This window comes from Microcoleus sp. Z1_B2 (assembly GCF_036700325.1).
Taxonomy (GTDB): domain Bacteria; phylum Cyanobacteriota; class Cyanobacteriia; order Cyanobacteriales; family Microcoleaceae; genus Microcoleus.
In genome coordinates this window covers 134932-151096 of sequence record NZ_JAUBOQ010000011.1, presented here as the reverse complement: position 1 = coordinate 151096, position 16165 = coordinate 134932, and the positions used below count along the sequence as shown (strand labels likewise).

General features: G+C 46.1%; 15 protein-coding genes. 7 read left to right on the top strand and 8 right to left on the bottom strand.

Translation table 11 applies throughout. From position 1 onward, the window contains the following. Window positions 1-169 precede the first annotated feature (169 nt). Window positions 170-439, bottom strand: a complete 270-nt coding sequence (locus tag QT984_RS08865; protein WP_333052822.1) for a GlsB/YeaQ/YmgE family stress response membrane protein — start codon at window positions 437-439, stop codon at window positions 170-172. A 300-nt stretch (window positions 440-739) separates the two neighbouring features. On the opposite strand from QT984_RS08865, the gene QT984_RS08860 reads away from it, so the two are divergent. Beyond that, window positions 740-1927, top strand: coding sequence for a tetratricopeptide repeat protein (locus tag QT984_RS08860; protein WP_333052820.1), 1188 nt, complete (start codon window positions 740-742; stop codon window positions 1925-1927). A gap of 345 nt (window positions 1928-2272) precedes the next feature. On the opposite strand, the gene QT984_RS08855 is transcribed toward QT984_RS08860, so the two are convergent. Then, a complete protein-coding gene (locus QT984_RS08855) occupies window positions 2273-2998 on the bottom strand; it encodes a carbonic anhydrase (protein WP_333212395.1) in 726 nt (241 codons plus the stop codon). A gap of 232 nt (window positions 2999-3230) precedes the next feature. On the opposite strand from QT984_RS08855, the gene QT984_RS08850 reads away from it, so the two are divergent. Then, entirely contained in the window at window positions 3231-4046 is an 816-nt protein-coding gene (locus QT984_RS08850) for an MOSC N-terminal beta barrel domain-containing protein (protein WP_333052817.1), read from the top strand. Between the two features lie 19 nt (window positions 4047-4065). Here QT984_RS08850 and ylqF read toward each other — a convergent pair whose 3' ends face one another. Both ylqF and QT984_RS08840 read right to left on the bottom strand, forming a co-directional pair. After that, complete coding sequence (ylqF, locus tag QT984_RS08845) at window positions 4066-4920, bottom strand: ribosome biogenesis GTPase YlqF (RefSeq protein WP_333052815.1); 855 nt, start codon at window positions 4918-4920, stop codon at window positions 4066-4068. A 267-nt stretch (window positions 4921-5187) separates the two neighbouring features. Beyond that, entirely contained in the window at window positions 5188-5601 is a 414-nt protein-coding gene (locus QT984_RS08840) for a universal stress protein (RefSeq protein WP_333052813.1), read from the bottom strand. A gap of 183 nt (window positions 5602-5784) precedes the next feature. Between QT984_RS08840 and QT984_RS08835 the strand changes: the two genes are divergently transcribed. Continuing rightward, window positions 5785-6984, top strand: coding sequence for a phosphoglycerate kinase (locus QT984_RS08835; protein WP_333052811.1), 1200 nt, complete (start codon window positions 5785-5787; stop codon window positions 6982-6984). Window positions 6985-7175: 191 nt separating this feature from the next. Then, complete coding sequence (locus QT984_RS08830; protein ID WP_333052810.1) at window positions 7176-7901, top strand: pentapeptide repeat-containing protein; 726 nt, start codon at window positions 7176-7178, stop codon at window positions 7899-7901. A gap of 101 nt (window positions 7902-8002) precedes the next feature. Here QT984_RS08830 and QT984_RS08825 read toward each other — a convergent pair whose 3' ends face one another. The 4 genes from QT984_RS08825 to QT984_RS08810 form a co-directional block, all read right to left on the bottom strand. Further along, window positions 8003-8779 (bottom strand): response regulator, encoded by a 777-nt coding sequence (locus QT984_RS08825; RefSeq protein ID WP_445243023.1) that lies wholly within the window; start codon window positions 8777-8779, stop codon window positions 8003-8005. A 202-nt stretch (window positions 8780-8981) separates the two neighbouring features. Further along, window positions 8982-10325, bottom strand: coding sequence for an EAL domain-containing response regulator (locus QT984_RS08820; protein WP_333212390.1), 1344 nt, complete (start codon window positions 10323-10325; stop codon window positions 8982-8984). 720 nt (window positions 10326-11045) lie between these two features. Then, entirely contained in the window at window positions 11046-11315 is a 270-nt protein-coding gene (locus tag QT984_RS08815) for a hypothetical protein (protein WP_333052807.1), read from the bottom strand. Between the two features lie 222 nt (window positions 11316-11537). After that, window positions 11538-13442, bottom strand: coding sequence for a serine/threonine-protein kinase (locus QT984_RS08810; RefSeq protein WP_333262610.1), 1905 nt, complete (start codon window positions 13440-13442; stop codon window positions 11538-11540). Window positions 13443-13744: 302 nt separating this feature from the next. Here QT984_RS08810 and QT984_RS08805 point away from each other — a divergent pair, with 302 nt between their 5' ends. From QT984_RS08805 to QT984_RS08795, 3 genes are all read left to right on the top strand, one after another. Next, complete coding sequence (locus QT984_RS08805; RefSeq protein ID WP_333373806.1) at window positions 13745-15295, top strand: phenylacetate--CoA ligase family protein; 1551 nt, start codon at window positions 13745-13747, stop codon at window positions 15293-15295. An 88-nt stretch (window positions 15296-15383) separates the two neighbouring features. After that, window positions 15384-15800, top strand: coding sequence for an element excision factor XisH family protein (locus QT984_RS08800; RefSeq protein ID WP_333313315.1), 417 nt, complete (start codon window positions 15384-15386; stop codon window positions 15798-15800). Next, window positions 15788-16123, top strand: coding sequence for a XisI protein (locus QT984_RS08795; protein ID WP_333052803.1), 336 nt, complete (start codon window positions 15788-15790; stop codon window positions 16121-16123). The genes QT984_RS08800 and QT984_RS08795 overlap by 13 nt, the downstream gene beginning before the upstream one ends. The last annotated feature ends 42 nt before the right edge of the window (window positions 16124-16165 follow it).

Genomic DNA, 16165 nt, shown 5'->3' with positions numbered 1-16165 from the left:
CTTATTGCCCCCGCATTTATCCGTGGGGTCGCCTCTAAAATCTAAAATCTAAAATCTAAAATCTAAAATCGATTGACGCATCTACAAACAACTGAAAAACCCGGTTTCTCGAAGAAACCGGGTTTATGAATACCCTAAAAGTCGATCGACTGGGAATTGGCAATATTTGTTATGCAGCACGCTGAGTTAACAATCCCCAGATGAAAAGTAGAACTAGCGCACCTACGACTGCAAAAGCTATGCTGGGTAGAGTCAATGCTCCGAAGGATGCTCCCCCGCTCGTCCCCAGTAAGACTTGACCTAGATAACCTCCCACTAGGGCGCCCAAAATTCCTAAACCTGTTGTTGCCAGAAAGCCACCGCCTTGAGTTCCCGGATAAATGGCTTTGGCTAGCGCACCGGCAATCAATCCTAAAACGATCCAAGCAATAATTCCCATTTCTCTTTCTCCTGAATACTTAAACTTTTCTTGTGCCTTGTCTTATGTTCTAAGAATAACAACCCCTATCCCGCCCTTACCTCTACCGCAGGGATGAACCGAAAGTGGTAGGATTTCTCATGAATCGTCGGAGTTTGAGGCTGTTTAATATCTCAAAAGACTTAACCCACTTTTTCGAGGGAAGAAAGGTACTTATGCTCAAAGCAAAAGGGAAATAGGAGAATCTTTTCTGGGACTTTTTGTGTTTTGGTGGTTAAAAAAATTACAATATTTCTGTGAAATGAGGAAAGTTTGCGCCCGATGGATCTGACTCTGTGCATGATTGTGAAGAATGAAGAGGCAACACTGTCGCGGACTTTGGACAGCGTTAAGGGTGTTGTTGACGAAATGGTGGTGGTGGATACGGGATCGGGCGATCGCACCCGTGAAATTGCGCGAGGATATGGCGCGAGGGTTTATGACTTTGAATGGTGCGACGACTTCGCAGCGGCGCGCAATGAGTGTCTCAAGCACGCCCAGGGCGACTGGATTTTGGTATTAGATGCCGATGAGGTTTTGGTACCGGAGATTCTACCTCAAATAAAGCCGGCAATTGCGAGCGATCGGCTGCTGCTAATCAATCTCATCCGCCAAGAAATCGGTGCCTCTCAATCTCCCTATTCCCTAGTGTCGCGCTTGTTCCGTAATCGCCTCGATATCCGCTTTTCTCGCCCTTACCACGCAATGGTAGACGACAGCGTGGCTGAGATTTTGCACAGGGAACCAAATTGGAAAATAGCTTCTCTCCCCGATGTGGCGATTTGGCACTCTGGTTATCAAAAAGATGCGATCGCCGCCAAAAGTAAATTCCAAAAAGCTCAAGCAGCAATGGAACGCTATATCGCTTATTATCCAAACGATGCTTATGCTTGTAGCAAATTAGGTGCGCTTTATGTAGAAAGCGGGCAAATCGGGCGGGGAATTAATTTATTAACTAAAGGCTTGACTGCGGAGGCAATTAATGATTCTATTCTTTACGAACTCAACTATCATTTGGGAATTGCATATCGCCAGCAGCAGCAATTTGTTAAAGCAAAAGAACACTATCAAGCGGCAATTAATACAGATGTGTTCCCCGCGCTCAAGTTGGGTGCTTACAATAATTTGGGCAATTTGCTCAAAGATGAAGGAGATTTGAAATCTGCTGAAAAAGCTTACAAAGCAGCTTTAAAAATTGACCCTAATTTTGGAGTAGGTCACTACAATTTAGGATTGACGCTGAAGGCAGCCGGAAATTTAGCAGATGCGATCGCCTATTACCGACAAGCGATAAAAATCGATCCCGAACACGCCGAAGCTCATCAAAACTTGGCAGTAGCCTTGCTGAAAATTGGCAAAATGCCAGAAAGTTTAGCAGAATTCAAAAGAGCGATCGCCCTTCACGAGCAGCGCCGCCCCTTTGAAGCAGAACGCCTGCGCCGGGGACTACAAGAAATGGGTTTACTTTAAACTTGTTACCAAATAATTTGTAGGGGCAATCCCACGCCCGGTTGCCCCTAGAACCGGACGGGGTAAGCACGGGGGCATTACTGCAAGAAATCGGTTCGATCTAAACTTGTTAGGATCGCGAATTAAATAACTTATAATTTCAATTGTTATTGTGGGATGGGCGTCCCGCCCGTCCACTCATGACGGGCTATAAGAGCCCATCCCACTTTCAAGAGTGGAAGTTATTTAATTCTCATTCCTTACCAAATAATTTGTAGGGGCAATCCCACGCCCGGTTGCCCCTAGAACCGGACGGGGTAAGCACGGGGGCATTACCCCTACAAACTGTAACAATTACCAGCAAAATCAAGAAATTATCTCTACTTTGCCGCTATCCAAATCGTAGCGGCCCCCAACAACTTTAAGCTTGCCCGCTTTGACTGCTTCCGCTAAAATAGGCGACGAGGATTGTAACTTATTTACATTCATTTTCACATTAGCTCTGACTGCGTTATCCCAGGCATCGCCTGTTTGACCTTTGGTCGAATCAACTGCAGGTTTAATCGCCGCCACCAAAGTGCTAATGTGACCAGGCACAGCTTTACCATCTAAAGCTGCTTTGACAGCACCGCAGCGTTCGTGACCCAGAATTACTAATAGTGGCACGCCTAATTCTAAGGTGGCATATTCTATATTCCCGAGAACCACATCGTCGAGAAAATTTCCAGCAACTCGAATATCAAATAAGTCGCCTAATCCTTGGTCAAAAATAATTTCGGGAGCAACGCGCGAATCAGAACAAGCCAGGATGGTTGCAAACGGATGTTGACCCTGTGCTACTTCTACAACTCGCGATCGAGCTTGGTCGGGAAATGTCCGTTTTTGCTCAATGTAGCGTTCATTACCCTCCATCAATTTCTTAAGAGCACTGTTAGGAGTAATGTCAGTAGGAGTAAGGTCAGAGATTGCCTCTGCCTTTGCTGCTTCGGCTTGTAAAAACGCAGGTGCCAAGCTGGCCGCCAGCATCCCTGCACCAGCCCTCAGCATTAAATTCCGTCGCGAAATCATGCTTCTACTTTCGCTTTCATTCATTGTTTGTAACTCGGTTCAATTTTTTCTATTTATACCCTAAGATATACCACAAGCTCAGCCAGACTTCTTTGATTTTTCTTTACAAGCTGCTCCGGCACAATATAAACTTCAAAAAAGTAGCCCATTTTTATTTCATTCATATTTTATTTAGTAAAGTCAACGGCAGTCATCCTTCTGCGGACAGGGATGCTAGAATGTATCTAAAACGACAATTATTTATCAATGGATCGAAATGTCCTACGTCGCCAGCATTCATATCTATCCGGTAAAGTCCCTTGACGGCATAGCAGTCAGTCAAGCAACTATTCTAGCCAGCGGAGCTCTAGAAGGCGATCGCTCTTTTGCAATCTGCGATGCAGCAGGAGAATTGGTTAACACTAAGCACAACAGCGGAGTCCGTTTTCTACGCTTATCATTTGACATCAAAAAGAGAATTGCCGGCCTGAAAATTCAAGGCACCGAACAAGAAATATTTTTTCATGTAGATAGAGAACGCTTGGCAATAGAATCTTGGTTGACCAGCTACTTCGGTTTCCCTGTCAAATTAATTGAAAACTTGCTGACAGGTTTTCCCGACAATACCGCTGCACCAGGGCCAAGCATTATCAGTACCGAAACAATTGCCGAAGTTGCATCTTGGTTTCCGAGAGTCTGCGTTAACGAGATGCGCCATCGCTTGCGAGCTAATATTGAAATAGGAGATGTCCCGGCTTTTTGGGAAGACCAACTTTTACCACAAGCCGATGAAATTGTGAGGTTTAAAATAGGGACTGTAATATTTGAAGCTATTAATCCCGGTCATCCCTGTATCCTATCTACGCAAAATTATGCGGCGCAAGCAAGCGATCTAAATTTTAAAAATATACTAACAGCCAAGCAGAAGGAAATTATGCCTGACTTGGTAAAAAAAGGGCATTTAAATCACTTTAGTCGGCTGATAGTTAACACGCGGCTCGCACCTCAACCAGCAGAAAAAATATTACATATAGGAGACGAAGTTCAAATTATCACCGTCAGCAAATCCCTATTTAATACCATTTCTGATTAGTTGTAGGTTACGAATCTGCTCAAGCCGGCGGCAACTCCAAAGTAAGTTGACCCAAAACACCAGTTCTAAAATCGTTTAACATCTGTCTCGCCGTTCGTTCGACATCTCCTTTATACTTGTCTTTTGCGACCTCGTGCAAATAATCTTCACCATTACTAGAGGCTGCATCTAATTTATACCTGGATTTGAAACCAGATAGTGATATCAACGTGTCATCAGCCGCCTGCAGCCCTTGGAGTAAATCTACCATCGCTGCTGCTACTACCTGATTGTCGTAAGCTGCTTCGCCAATATCTTCGCAAATAGCTAATTTTATGGCATTTTCTTGATTGTTAATTCGGGTTGGGATCACTCCGGGGGCGTCTAATAATTCAATTTCGTCAGAAATGCGAATCCATCGCAGCGATTTAGTTACTCCAGCTCTGCGGGCACTGTCCACCACTCTCTTCCCTAACAACCGATTAATTAAAGCCGATTTTCCGACATTGGGAAATCCCATTACCACTGCCCTGACTGGACGGGGCAGCATACCTCGATCGAACCTTCTTTGATTTAGCTGCACCCCAGCATTCTGCACCGCATCCGCCACATCATGTACTCCGTGACCGTGCTCGGCATTAGTAAAATATGCAGTTTCCCCCTGGGACTCAAACCATGTTTCCCACGCCTCGCGCGCGCGAGGCGTAATCATATCCATGCGGTTGACGACCAATACTCGCGGCTTGCCGCCCACCCAACTCGGCATTTGGGGGTGATAAGTAGCCAAGGGAATGCGGGCATCTCGGACTTCGAGCACCACATCTACCCGCTTTAGCTGTTCTTTTAATGCCCGTTCAGCTTTGGCAATGTGACCGGGATACCAGTGAATTTTCATTAGTTATTAGTTATTAGTCATTAGTCAGCAGTCATTAGTCAGCAGTCATTAGTCAGCAGTCATTAGCCACCAGTCATTAGTCAGCAGTCATTAGCCACCAGTCATTAGCCATTAGTCGCTGTGTCAGGGCGGGTTTACGCATACCCTGGATTTACATAATAGATACGGGTGAACCCGCCCCTACAGAATCTAGGTTTATTTAGTCGGACACGATATAACACGTGACTAATGACTAATAACTAATGACTAATAACTAATGACTAATAACTAAGGCACAATCAAAACTGCACAAGGAGACAGATTGATCACCCGATTGGTAACGCTGTCAGACGCCCCATCATCGGTTAAACCCATCCCCCGACAGCCCATCACAATCAAATCGGCCCCAATTTCGTCAGCCACATCGCAAATCGTGAAAGCAGGTTTGCCTTCCCGTTCGATGATTTCAGCTTCAATTCCCTGCTGGGAAAACATCGATTGGGCCTCAGAAAGAAGTTTGGCGACTGCTTCGGGGGAAGTCATCACCTCTGACGGTGGGGCGTCGCCCTCCTCGGCGGGGGGTTCGACTACCGACAGAATAACTAAACGAGCACCGTAGGTTTTCACAATATTGACAACCTTTTCGGCAGCTTCGCGGGCTTCTCGGCTTTGATCTACAGGAAATAAGACTGTCTTGAACATACTGCACATCTCCGGGACACGGACTCCGATAAAATGTTTAGGTTAAGCCAATCAGTGCCGTTTGTTCCATCTTCCGTTTTTTGTACGGGCGCGGTTGAATGCGTCCGAGGCCGGGGTGCAAGTTACCAGTGCCGCCATTTCAACGGAATTCGACAAAAACACACATATTAGGAGGTTAATCCTGTGACAAAAAAAACTGTAGCAAATTTATCGGCATCGGACTTATCGGGCAAACGGGTATTGGTGCGGGCGGACTTTAACGTGCCGCTCGACAACGGCAATATCACCGATGATACTCGCATCCGGGCGGCTCTGCCGACAATTCAAGATTTAGCGTCCAAGGGCGCTAAGGTGATTTTGTGCAGCCACTTCGGCCGTCCCAAGGGTGTGACGGAGAAGTTGCGCTTGACGCCGGTTGCTGTGCGCCTGTCGGAATTGTTGGGCAAAGAGGTCAAAAAGACTGACGACTGCATCGGTGATGAAGTCGCTGCTACAGTCGCCGCGATGCAAGATGGCGATGTGCTGTTGCTAGAAAATGTCCGCTTCTACCCAGAGGAGGAGGCAAACGACCCAGAATTTGCTAAGAAGTTAGCTTCTGTGGCCGATTTGTATGTCAATGATGCTTTTGGTACTGCTCACCGGGCTCACGCTTCTACTGAGGGCGTTACTAAGTATCTGAGTCCTTCTGTGGCTGGGTTTTTGATGGAGAAGGAACTGCAATATCTCGGCAGTGCGATCGACAATCCGCAACGTCCTTTAGCTGCTATAATCGGCGGTTCTAAGGTTTCCAGCAAGATTGGAGTCATTGAAAAACTGCTCGAAAAGTGCGACAAACTGCTGTTGGGCGGTGGCATGGTTTTCACCTTCTACAAAGCTCGCGGCTTGAACGTGGGCAAGTCTTTGGTGGAAGATGACAAGCTTGAACTGGCTAAGTCTTTGGAAGCTAAGGCGAAGGAACGGGGAGTTGCTTTTCTGTTACCTACTGATGTGGTAGTTGCTGACAAGTTTGCTGCTGATGCTAACACTCAAACTGTCCCTGTTGAAAGCATCCCTGACGGTTGGATGGGTTTGGATATCGGCCCGGATTCAGTAAAAACTTTCCAAGATGCTTTGGCCGATTGCAAAACTGTCATCTGGAACGGGCCGATGGGCGTGTTTGAGATGGAGAAGTTTGCTGTGGGAACTGAAGGTATTGCTCATTCTTTGGCTGGACTTACTAAAACTGGTACTACCACAATTATCGGTGGTGGTGACTCGGTGGCGGCTGTGGAACAGTTGAATTTAGGCGAACAAATGAGCCACATTTCTACTGGTGGCGGTGCTAGTTTGGAGCTGCTCGAAGGTAAGGAATTGCCTGGTGTTGCTGCTTTAGATGAAGCTTAATTAAGTTAAGTAGGGCGGGCTTTGCCCGCCTTGCTGGAAGCAGGTCTATATCTTTGGCTGCGAATCATTTTTTTGAATATTTACCGCAGAGGGCGCAGAGAACGCAGAGGAAGAGAAAAGAGAGAAGGATATCGGTTTTAAGTCTATAGTTTGCTAGTATAATTTGTTTGAAGTAGCAGTGAGGTTTGTTTGTGAAACTTAAACTCTTGGCAACTGTAGCGGCAAGTTTAGCTTTGTTTGGGCTGGCAGCTCCCGTTCAAGCTCAAAATCCAGATCATGTTAGGCAATTGCTGGAAACTAAAGAGTGCGAAGGCTGTGACTTGAGAAATGCTGATTTGTTCAAGGCTAGCTTGTACAGAGCTAATTTAAGAGGAGCGGATTTAAGCGGAGCAAATCTCTATGAAGCTAATTTGCTGGAAGCGGATTTAAGTGATGCTAATTTGGCCAATGCTAACTTAGTTAATGCGGAGATGTACGGGGCTGAATTGAATGGTGCTAATCTGCGAAATGCGGATTTGTCTAATGCTTTTTTGGGGCGAGCGAATCTGACGAGTGCGGATTTGCGCGGTGCTAAACTTTTTAATGCGAATCTGGGCGAAGCTTATTTGCTGCAAGCTAATTTGTCGAATGCCGATTTGAGGCGTTCGCTGCTGTTTAGAGTTAATTTGAATCGTGCGAATTTAAGCGGAGCGGATATGTCTTTCGCGGATGTGCGGGATACTAATTTGCAGAATGCTATTTTGTCAAATACTCGGCTTCCGAGGGCTCAGTTGGCCGGGACAAATATTGATGCGGCGAATAATGTGCGGCAGGGTGATTTGGAACGGGCAAACTTCCGGGGTACGAATTTGGGGCCAGGGGTTTGTGTGATAACTAATTATCCTTATTGTGTTTTGAATGTGGAAGAAAAATTTTAGACTCTAGTTTTAGCTCCCAGATGAATCTGTAGAGTAAATCTAAAATCTAAAATCTAAAATCTAAAATCCCCTGGCTGGCGCACCCTAGGTTGATATCCGAGCTAAGTTTGAGGTGGTTTGTATCCTCTTTCTAGGGCAAATCTCACAAGCTGAGCACGATTTTCTAACTGTAATTTGCTGAAAATGCTGCCTAAATGAGCTTGCACAGTCCGGGGGCTAATAAACAGCCGATCGCTAATTTGTTTGTTAGTATAACCCTGGATAACCTCCCAAAAAACTCTTTCTTCGGCTGGTGTTAAAGGCAAAGGTGCAGGTGGTGGCAATACTGCCACAAATTGTGGTTCCACCGCCCTACCGCTAGAAGTTTGCAGCAGTCGGACAATTTCGGCGTGAATCCGGTGAGAGCGCTCTAACTGCGCTTTTACCTTGGCTAAGATTTCTTCAGACTGAAAAGGTTTTACCAGATAATCGTCACCGCCGATCGCATGACCTTCAACTTTTGACTCCAACTCGCCTTGACCCGACAAAAATATAAAGGGGACTAATTGTCCCAAACGGGTAGTTCTCAAACGGCGACAAAACTCAAACCCGTCCATTTCCGGCATCATGACATCTGAAATTACCAAATCTGGGGGGGCATTTTCAAAAATCGAGAGCGCCTCCACCCCTGAATTAGCGCATTCCACCCGATATCCTTGACTTTCCAGGTACATTGCTAAGACTGTTTGACAGTCTGCTTCGTCGTCCACCACTAATATTCTTTCCATGACAGGCTTGCACCAATTCCAGTTGGACAGTTTTTGAAACTGCCAGTCCCAAAGTAGGAACTTAATTGAGTTTACCTCCTGCAACTTGATAAAGGCTCGCAATTTCAACACGCCACACTTTCTCAAATCGTCCGATTAGGGGCGCCTAGCGCATAAAAGGGGAAGCAGTAGAGCAATATGGGGAACAATCTCCTTCTTTGACTCGCCTATCATCAAAAGCTACAAATTTTTATGAGGAAGCGTCCACTTTTCTGCAGAAAATAGAAGGTAAAAGAAAGAATTTTATCCTATTAAACAGAAATCTTAGTGACACTTATACTATTCCTAGACGCGACATTGAAAGGTTTTTAGATTTTTCTGGTTCGGACACAGGTACAAAAGGGACAACGCGACCAGGTGCTGCTGAGGGCGGCCCGAACAAACTCGGGGCGGCAACCAACATACTTTCAATTATCGCCGCTGGTTCGGGGCGACTGAACAGATACCCCTGCATGATATCGCACTGATGTTGTTTCAAAAAATCTAGTTCTGCTTCTGTTTCCACTCCCTCAGCAATTACGGTCATATTCAAACTGTGACCCAGTAAAATTACTGCTGTAGTAATAGCAGCATTTTGAGGATCTTCGTTGGCATTACGGACGAAAATTCGATCGATCTTTAAACTGTCAAAAGCAAATTGCTTAAGATATCCTAAAGTAGCGTAACCGGTGCCGAAGTCGTCAATAGCAATCCGAATTCCTAGAGCTTTTAGTTGGTTTAAAGTAGCGCCTGCTACTGTCGCATTTTCCACCAAAGCGCTTTCGGTCATTTCTAATTCTAAATTAGCAGGCTCTAAACCTGTAGTTTCCAATATTTGCACGATTCGCGCCTTGAGTTCCGGGTCGGACAACTGCCGGGCCGACAAGTTTACTGATATTGTAAAGGGGGAAAACCCCGCCGCCAGCCAACTAGCGGCTTGAGCGCAAGCTGAAAGCAGTACCCACTCGCCAATCTGAATAATTAAACCTGTTTCTTCTGCTAAGGGAATAAATTCGCAGGGAGAAATTATACCTCGATCGGGATTTTGCCAGCGCACTAAAGCTTCGGCGCCGATAACTTGGCCTGTCGCAATATTCACCTGGGGCTGATAATATACCTGAAACTCGCCTTGTGCCAAAGCGTGGCGCAGCAAAGCTTCGAGAGCAAACTTTTCAGGAGAGAGAGTCGTAACCTTGGTGGAGTCGTTAACTAAATCTTTGAGTCTGGCTTCTGCTTGGCTAAGCGCGACTGTCAGCGGTTGAGTAATAGTTTGCCGTTTCAAGACGCGAGAAGCAATGGCTCCCAGCAATTCAGCCTTGGTAAACGGCTTTGTCAGGTAATCGTCGGCTCCCAATTCCATCCCGCGACGAAAATCGGTTTTGTCACTTTGAGCCGTGAGGAAAATAAATGGAATTGTTGCAGCTAGCGAGTTTTGCCGCAGAGTCCGCAACACGTCATAACCGTCGAGTTCCGGCATCTGCACATCGCACAAAATTAAATCCGGTATCTCCGAAAGTGCCATCTGCACTCCAACTCGACCGTTCTCGGCCGCAATGACCCGGTAGCTGTGAGATTCCAGGAGTTGCAGAAGAGTTTCCCGGATTAATTCGTCGTCTTCAATCACCAAAATTTTGAGCATGATACTTAGATAACAGATGGCACTATATATCTGAACCTGACTAACTCTAGCATACTCAAACTAGGGAATTAGTAATTGGGCCAATTAGCCAATAAATGATTAGCCAAATGGCTGAATATTTTCCCTCGGTTCTTAAGTCACAATCAAAGAACTGCCGAAATTGGGAATATCTCGCTCTCTTTCAACAGCAGAAAAGGGCTGCACCCGACTCCTTTGATAAACTTTTATGACAAAATTAGCAATATTTCTCATAAAAAAAATTAGCGAACAGTTTCAGTGCGCCGATGGCGGAAATTACTCAGGCTATCACTTATATGATGTCCGGTTAATTGTTGATAATTAGCCCGTGTTTTTACTGACAAACTAGAGTTTTCTCTCAATGGATGAATCAGGACAGGATGCTGCATCCTGATTCATCCAAACAAAGATACTTGCTTTCAGACAACAGTCGTGGAGAGATCAAAATTTTAGATTAAGGTTCAATCTCCCAGATTCATCTGTGAAGTAAATCTAAAATCTAAAATCTAAAATCGACTAAGGGATAACTTAACTAGGGATCGCGAATTAAATAACTTACAATTTTAATTGTTATTGTGGGATGGGCTCTTATAGCCCGTCTTTTTTGGACGGGCTATAAGAGCCCATCCCACTTTCAAGAGTGGAAGTTATTTAATTCTCATTCCTATGGTTCTATAACCGGAAATCCTATTATCCACGGCCTTAATTCACAGGCTTAGTGGAATTGGCGCAAAATTTTTCATCTACAATTGCAGAAGTGATACTGACAGCGTGCATGGATGATGACGGAATTATCAGGTCTCGCGGAACTACCCTGGTCTTTTTACAAACCAGCTCGCTACTGCCTACAGAGGCAAAGTTCCAAGCATAAAATTCGGGAGTGCTGACTGTCGCATTGGCCGGATGTAAACCTAGTGCAGTCACTAATACTAATCCCAAAGTCACTAAAGCTACGATCGCGAATCTCAGCATATTCTTTGTTTGAACCCGACAACTTATCTGATTGGTATTACCTTATTATTGCCTGGGTGGATAGAGAGCGTCAATCGATTTTAGATTTTAGATTTTAGATTTTAGATTTTAGAGGCGACCCCACGGATCAATTCGGGGGCTCCTTTATCGGATACAGGTGTTTTATTTCTGGACGGATGAATCCGGGAGCTTGTATCCTGGATGCTCGATCGTCAATAGCAGTTATTCTGCCGTCAGATTCAACTCGTAAGCGATCGGCTCAGATGCTTGAGAAACTACCACAAATTCATAAAAACCAGTATCATCCAGCAATCCCGACCAACTCAGCCCTTCTGCATCTTCCAGCAAAGCTCGCGCGCCCTTTGTCCGCCCTGGAGTATAAATTGACAGTAGGGTAGATTTGCGCGGGGCTTGCAAATTCACGCGCAAAGTTTGATTTTGAGCCAACCTGGCAATGTAAGCTTTCCCTTCTCCGGGTTTGAGATTGCCTGTGAGGCTTTTGCTCTTCGATAGGCGGTCAAATTCGACGCTTTCGACAGTTGATCCAGCTTGTAAGGCTTCGAGTTCGTCGGCGGTAATTGCTTGCCAAATTTGTCCGATCGGCTTCCCGATGAGATTGCGATCGCGCGGCTGTTGTGGAAACCAATAAAAGAACCTCGCATCAGCCAAATCGTACAAAGCCCGACTGCTCAAATTCAGCTTGTTAACCTCTGTTTTCCAGCGATCGATATCAGTGGTGTCGTAAGTGCCCAACCGTGCTCTAGCGTCGCTGCTGAGATTTTCCAGCTTATCGAGCAACTCGTCGCCGATTTTCTGCCACCTTTCGCGCCATTGGCGATCGTCATCGCCTTCTTTTAACAATCGTCCCCCCAATTCCGGGTATTTGGCATAGAAAGTCTCGTCCACAAGGTTGACGTAACCGCTATAGAATCGATCGTCAATTTTGAGCTTGACAAACCGATCTTGCAAAGCATCTTCTTGCTGCTGCTTCGGGTTTGAAGGCTGGGAAACGTTCTGCAATTTTGATTTCAGATTTAACAAAGAATTGCCCGCCAACCAGCCAATTCCCCCCATACTTGAGAGCACCGCCACCACAAACAAAACCATTTTCCAAGCAGGCATCTTTTGCTGATTGCCAATAGCAGCAATTCGCACCGGAGTTCCCGGCAGTTTTGGCGCGGGGGCGGGCACGGGTATCGGCGAGAAATCCGGCGGCTGCGTCATCCCAAAATCCGGGGCTGCTGGCAAAGGTGGCTGTAAAGGCGGATTCCCCGAGAGAGCGAGCATTACCTCGCGAGCCGAGGAGTAACGCTGGCTCGGCTGTTGAGCAAGCATTTTATCCAGCACCAGGGACAAATTCGGAGACAGAGAACATTCCGCCCGCCAATTCCAATTCAGCGTCTGGCTGTCGAGCAACTGATGGGGTTCCTTCCCCGTCAGCAACACCAAAACCGTGGCCGCCAGAGCGTACAAATCGCTGTGGGGAGAGACGATGCCCATCTGCATCTGTTCGACGGGAGCATAGCCGAGCTTGCCGATGCGAGTCGCGGGGGCGGGAGTGCCGTTAGCCTCAGCGAAAAGAGACTCTACGGTGGCGGCGACTTGTTTTACTCCCCCAAAGTCGATCAGCACGGGCATCCCGTCAGAACTCCGCAGAATCAGGTTGTCCGGGGAGATGTCGCGGTGAATCACTCCTAGAGAGTGAATGTATTCGAGCAGGGGCAAAATCTGCAGCAGCAATTGATTGATTTCTGCTTCTATGAACCGCAAACCCTGACGCTTGCGGGCGTCGAGCAGAAAGCGGTAGGTTTGGCCCGGCACGTAGTCTTGGACGAGAAATAGGTAGCCTCGATCGCTGATAGTGACGCGGAAGAGTTCGCGGAAGCGGGGGATTTGATTGTGTTGCAGCTTGTAGAGCACTCCCGCTTCCCGCTCGAACAGTTCCTCGGATTTTTGTAAAGCGTAACTTCCGTGTACTTGGGGCGCAAATTCTTTTAAAACGCAGGGTTCGTTAAATCGGTGGGCGTCTTCAGCGAGGTAGGTGCGCCCGAAGCCTCCGTGTCCCAATTCGCGGACGATGCGGTAGTGGTTGTTGAGAGTTATGCCGGGGTAGATGGGATTGTTCATTGGAACTTGCTGCGTCGGATTTTCACGCTTGACTGAGACTGGGAGTTTTGGGCGATCGCTGAATTAATCTTGACATACTGTGTCAGTGTTTATTAGTCGATCGGCAGCTTGGTCATCACCTGCGGTTATTGTTAAAAAAGCGGTTTCCTGCTATAGAAGTTTATCGACTGCGCCAGCATTTCGATCGACCTCAAAGTGTGTTCAAATTTTTAGTGTCGAGCCCAATGTGCGATCGGGTGTTAGCGCTACTAATTGAATTTTGAGCGATCGAGGTGCAAAATACGCATTTTAAGGAGCAAATCATGCAGCCAGAACAGCGTCAGCGAGCAATTGGGGCGTTTGAAGAGTTTTTGAGAGCGCCGCTTGAGGAACGATTGAAACACCAGCAGAATCGAGTTGCCGAAGCGGGGGCGATGGCGCTTTTTCAAAAAGTCGCGGCCACAGTACCAGCTTACCAGACTTTCCTAGCTGAACATAACATCAATCCCGCCTCAATTCAAACCTTTGAAGACTTCCAAAAATTGCCGCTAATTACCAAAGAGAATTATTTACGCTGTCACCCGCTACCTCAGTTGTGCTACCAGGGCAAATTAGAAACTTGCGATTTCATTGCTGTTTCATCTGGTTCCACAGGAAACCCGACATTTTGGCCACGTTTTATCAGCGACGAGTTGCAAATTGCCGCTCGTTTTGAACAAATATTTCACGACAGTTTTTACGCCGACAATCGCTCAACTTTAGCTGTCATTTGCTTTGCGTTGGGGACTTGGGTTGGGGGAATGTACACGGCAAATTGCTGCCGCTATCTAGCGAGTAAGGGCTATCCAGTTACAGTTGTGACACCTGGGAATAATAAGACTGAAATATTCCGAGTTGTGCAGGAACTTGGGGAGCATTTTGAGCAAGTAGTTTTGTTGGGATATCCGCCATTTATCAAGGATGTGATTGATAGCGGAATTGCTGGGGGTGTGGAGTGGCAAAAATATCGAATTAAGATGGTGTTTGCGGGGGAAGTGTTTAGCGAAGAATGGCGGAGTTTGGTGAGCGATCGCACTAATTCTGACAATCTATATTACAACTCTGCGAGCCTTTACGGTACTGCGGATGCGGGCGTTTTGGGCAACGAGACACCGCTGAGTATTTGCATCCGCCGCTTTTTAGCAAACAATCCCGAAGCTTCCCGCAATTTATTCGGGGAATCGCGGTTGCCAACGCTGGTGCAGTACGATCCGAAAAGTCGCTTTTTTGAAGCGAATAATGACGGCACGCTATTATTTTCTGGCGACAACGGCATCCCGCTAATACGCTATCACATCTCGGATAATGGCGGTTTAATTTCTTACGAAGCAATGCTCAATTTTTTGGCAGAATGGGGATTTAACCCTGTGGCAAGTTTGCAGCAAGCAGCAGGTATGAAAGTTTCTGAGTTCCCCAGAGGAATTCGCTGCTTGCCCTTTGTCTATGTATTTGGGCGATCCTCTTCGAGGGCTTCGCTAACGCACTTTACCGTTTCCTACTTCGGTGCTAACATTTACCCGGAAAATGTCACCGTAGGTTTAGAAGTTCCCACTATTCGGGAATGGGTTACTGGAAAATTTGTGCTGCAAGTCAAGGAAGATGCGGATCGAAATCGGTTTTTATCTGTTGTTGTGGAATTAGCAGCGGGGGTGGAGGGCGACGAGGAGATGCAGGAGGCGATCGCATCTTCAATTCTCGCGCAATTGCGGCGGCTAAACAGCGAATTTGCTAATTACGTGCCGCCCGAATATCAGTTACCTGTGGTGACATTAACTGCGATGGGTGATGCGGAGTATTTTCCGATTGGGGTGAAGCACCGATACACGCGACAGTAAGTAGTTTGAATTGATGATCTATCAGTTTTCATCAAAAGTCTTGTGTTATTCTATAATTAGGGTGACATTTGATGGTTCAGCTTAGAATATGCCAGCAAAAGACATCTACCACAATACTGTCATAACAGCGCTAGAAAAAGACGGGTGGACGATAACAAACGATCCGCTACCCTTAAAAGTTGGTAAACGTACTCTCAGCGTCGATTTGGGTGCAGAAAAACTATTTGCTGCCGAAAAGCAAGGTCGCAAAATTGCTGTAGAAGTCAAAAGTTTCGTGAGTGCTTCACCAGTTCATGACTTAGAACAAGCTGTTGGACAGTATATTGTTTACGAAGATATTCTACAGCGAGCGGAACCTGAACGGATAATATATCTGGCAATTCGTGCAGAAGTTTATGCACAAATTTTTTCTGAACCTATCGGGCAGATTTTGTTAGAGAACAAGAGATTTAAACTAATAGTTTTTGATTCATTAAAGGAGACAATTGTCAGATGGATAGACTAGATGAATATCGCCAAATTATTCGCAATGTTTTAGATAGTTATGCCCAGATTTCTTACGGACACGGAGAAATTAAAAGCAGCGTTATTGTTGACAGCGAACAAAACAATTTTTTACTAATGCACGATGGCTGGCAAGGGCCTAAAAGAATTCACGATTGTATCGTTCATGTGGAAATTATCGACGGCAAAATCTGGATTCAACACGATGGTATAGAAACGGGAATTACTCCAGAACTTGTAGAATTAGGAGTGCCTAAAGACAAGATAGTTTTAGGGTTTCATCCGTATCATGTTCGGCAACATACGGGATATGCGATCGCCTAAACCAGCTTACAATACAGGAAACAGGTTTTCATATCTCTGCCG

Excerpts from the sequence above, each read along its gene's own strand:
- QT984_RS08865 (WP_333052822.1), bottom strand. The coding sequence starts at position 439 with ATGGGAATTATTGCTTGGATCGTTTTAGGATTGATTGCCGGTGCGCTA.
- QT984_RS08860 (WP_333052820.1), top strand. The coding sequence starts at position 740 with ATGGATCTGACTCTGTGCATGATTGTGAAGAATGAAGAGGCAACACTG.
- QT984_RS08855 (WP_333212395.1), bottom strand. The coding sequence starts at position 2,998 with ATGAATGAAAGCGAAAGTAGAAGCATGATTTCGCGACGGAATTTAATG.
- QT984_RS08850 (WP_333052817.1), top strand. The coding sequence starts at position 3,231 with ATGTCCTACGTCGCCAGCATTCATATCTATCCGGTAAAGTCCCTTGAC.
- ylqF (WP_333052815.1), bottom strand. The coding sequence starts at position 4,920 with ATGAAAATTCACTGGTATCCCGGTCACATTGCCAAAGCTGAACGGGCA.
- QT984_RS08840 (WP_333052813.1), bottom strand. The coding sequence starts at position 5,601 with ATGTTCAAGACAGTCTTATTTCCTGTAGATCAAAGCCGAGAAGCCCGC.
- QT984_RS08820 (WP_333212390.1), bottom strand. The coding sequence starts at position 10,325 with ATGCTCAAAATTTTGGTGATTGAAGACGACGAATTAATCCGGGAAACT.
- QT984_RS08815 (WP_333052807.1), bottom strand. The coding sequence starts at position 11,315 with ATGCTGAGATTCGCGATCGTAGCTTTAGTGACTTTGGGATTAGTATTA.
- QT984_RS08810 (WP_333262610.1), bottom strand. The coding sequence starts at position 13,442 with ATGAACAATCCCATCTACCCCGGCATAACTCTCAACAACCACTACCGC.
- QT984_RS08805 (WP_333373806.1), top strand. The coding sequence starts at position 13,745 with ATGCAGCCAGAACAGCGTCAGCGAGCAATTGGGGCGTTTGAAGAGTTT.
- QT984_RS08800 (WP_333313315.1), top strand. The coding sequence starts at position 15,384 with ATGCCAGCAAAAGACATCTACCACAATACTGTCATAACAGCGCTAGAA.
- QT984_RS08795 (WP_333052803.1), top strand. The coding sequence starts at position 15,788 with ATGGATAGACTAGATGAATATCGCCAAATTATTCGCAATGTTTTAGAT.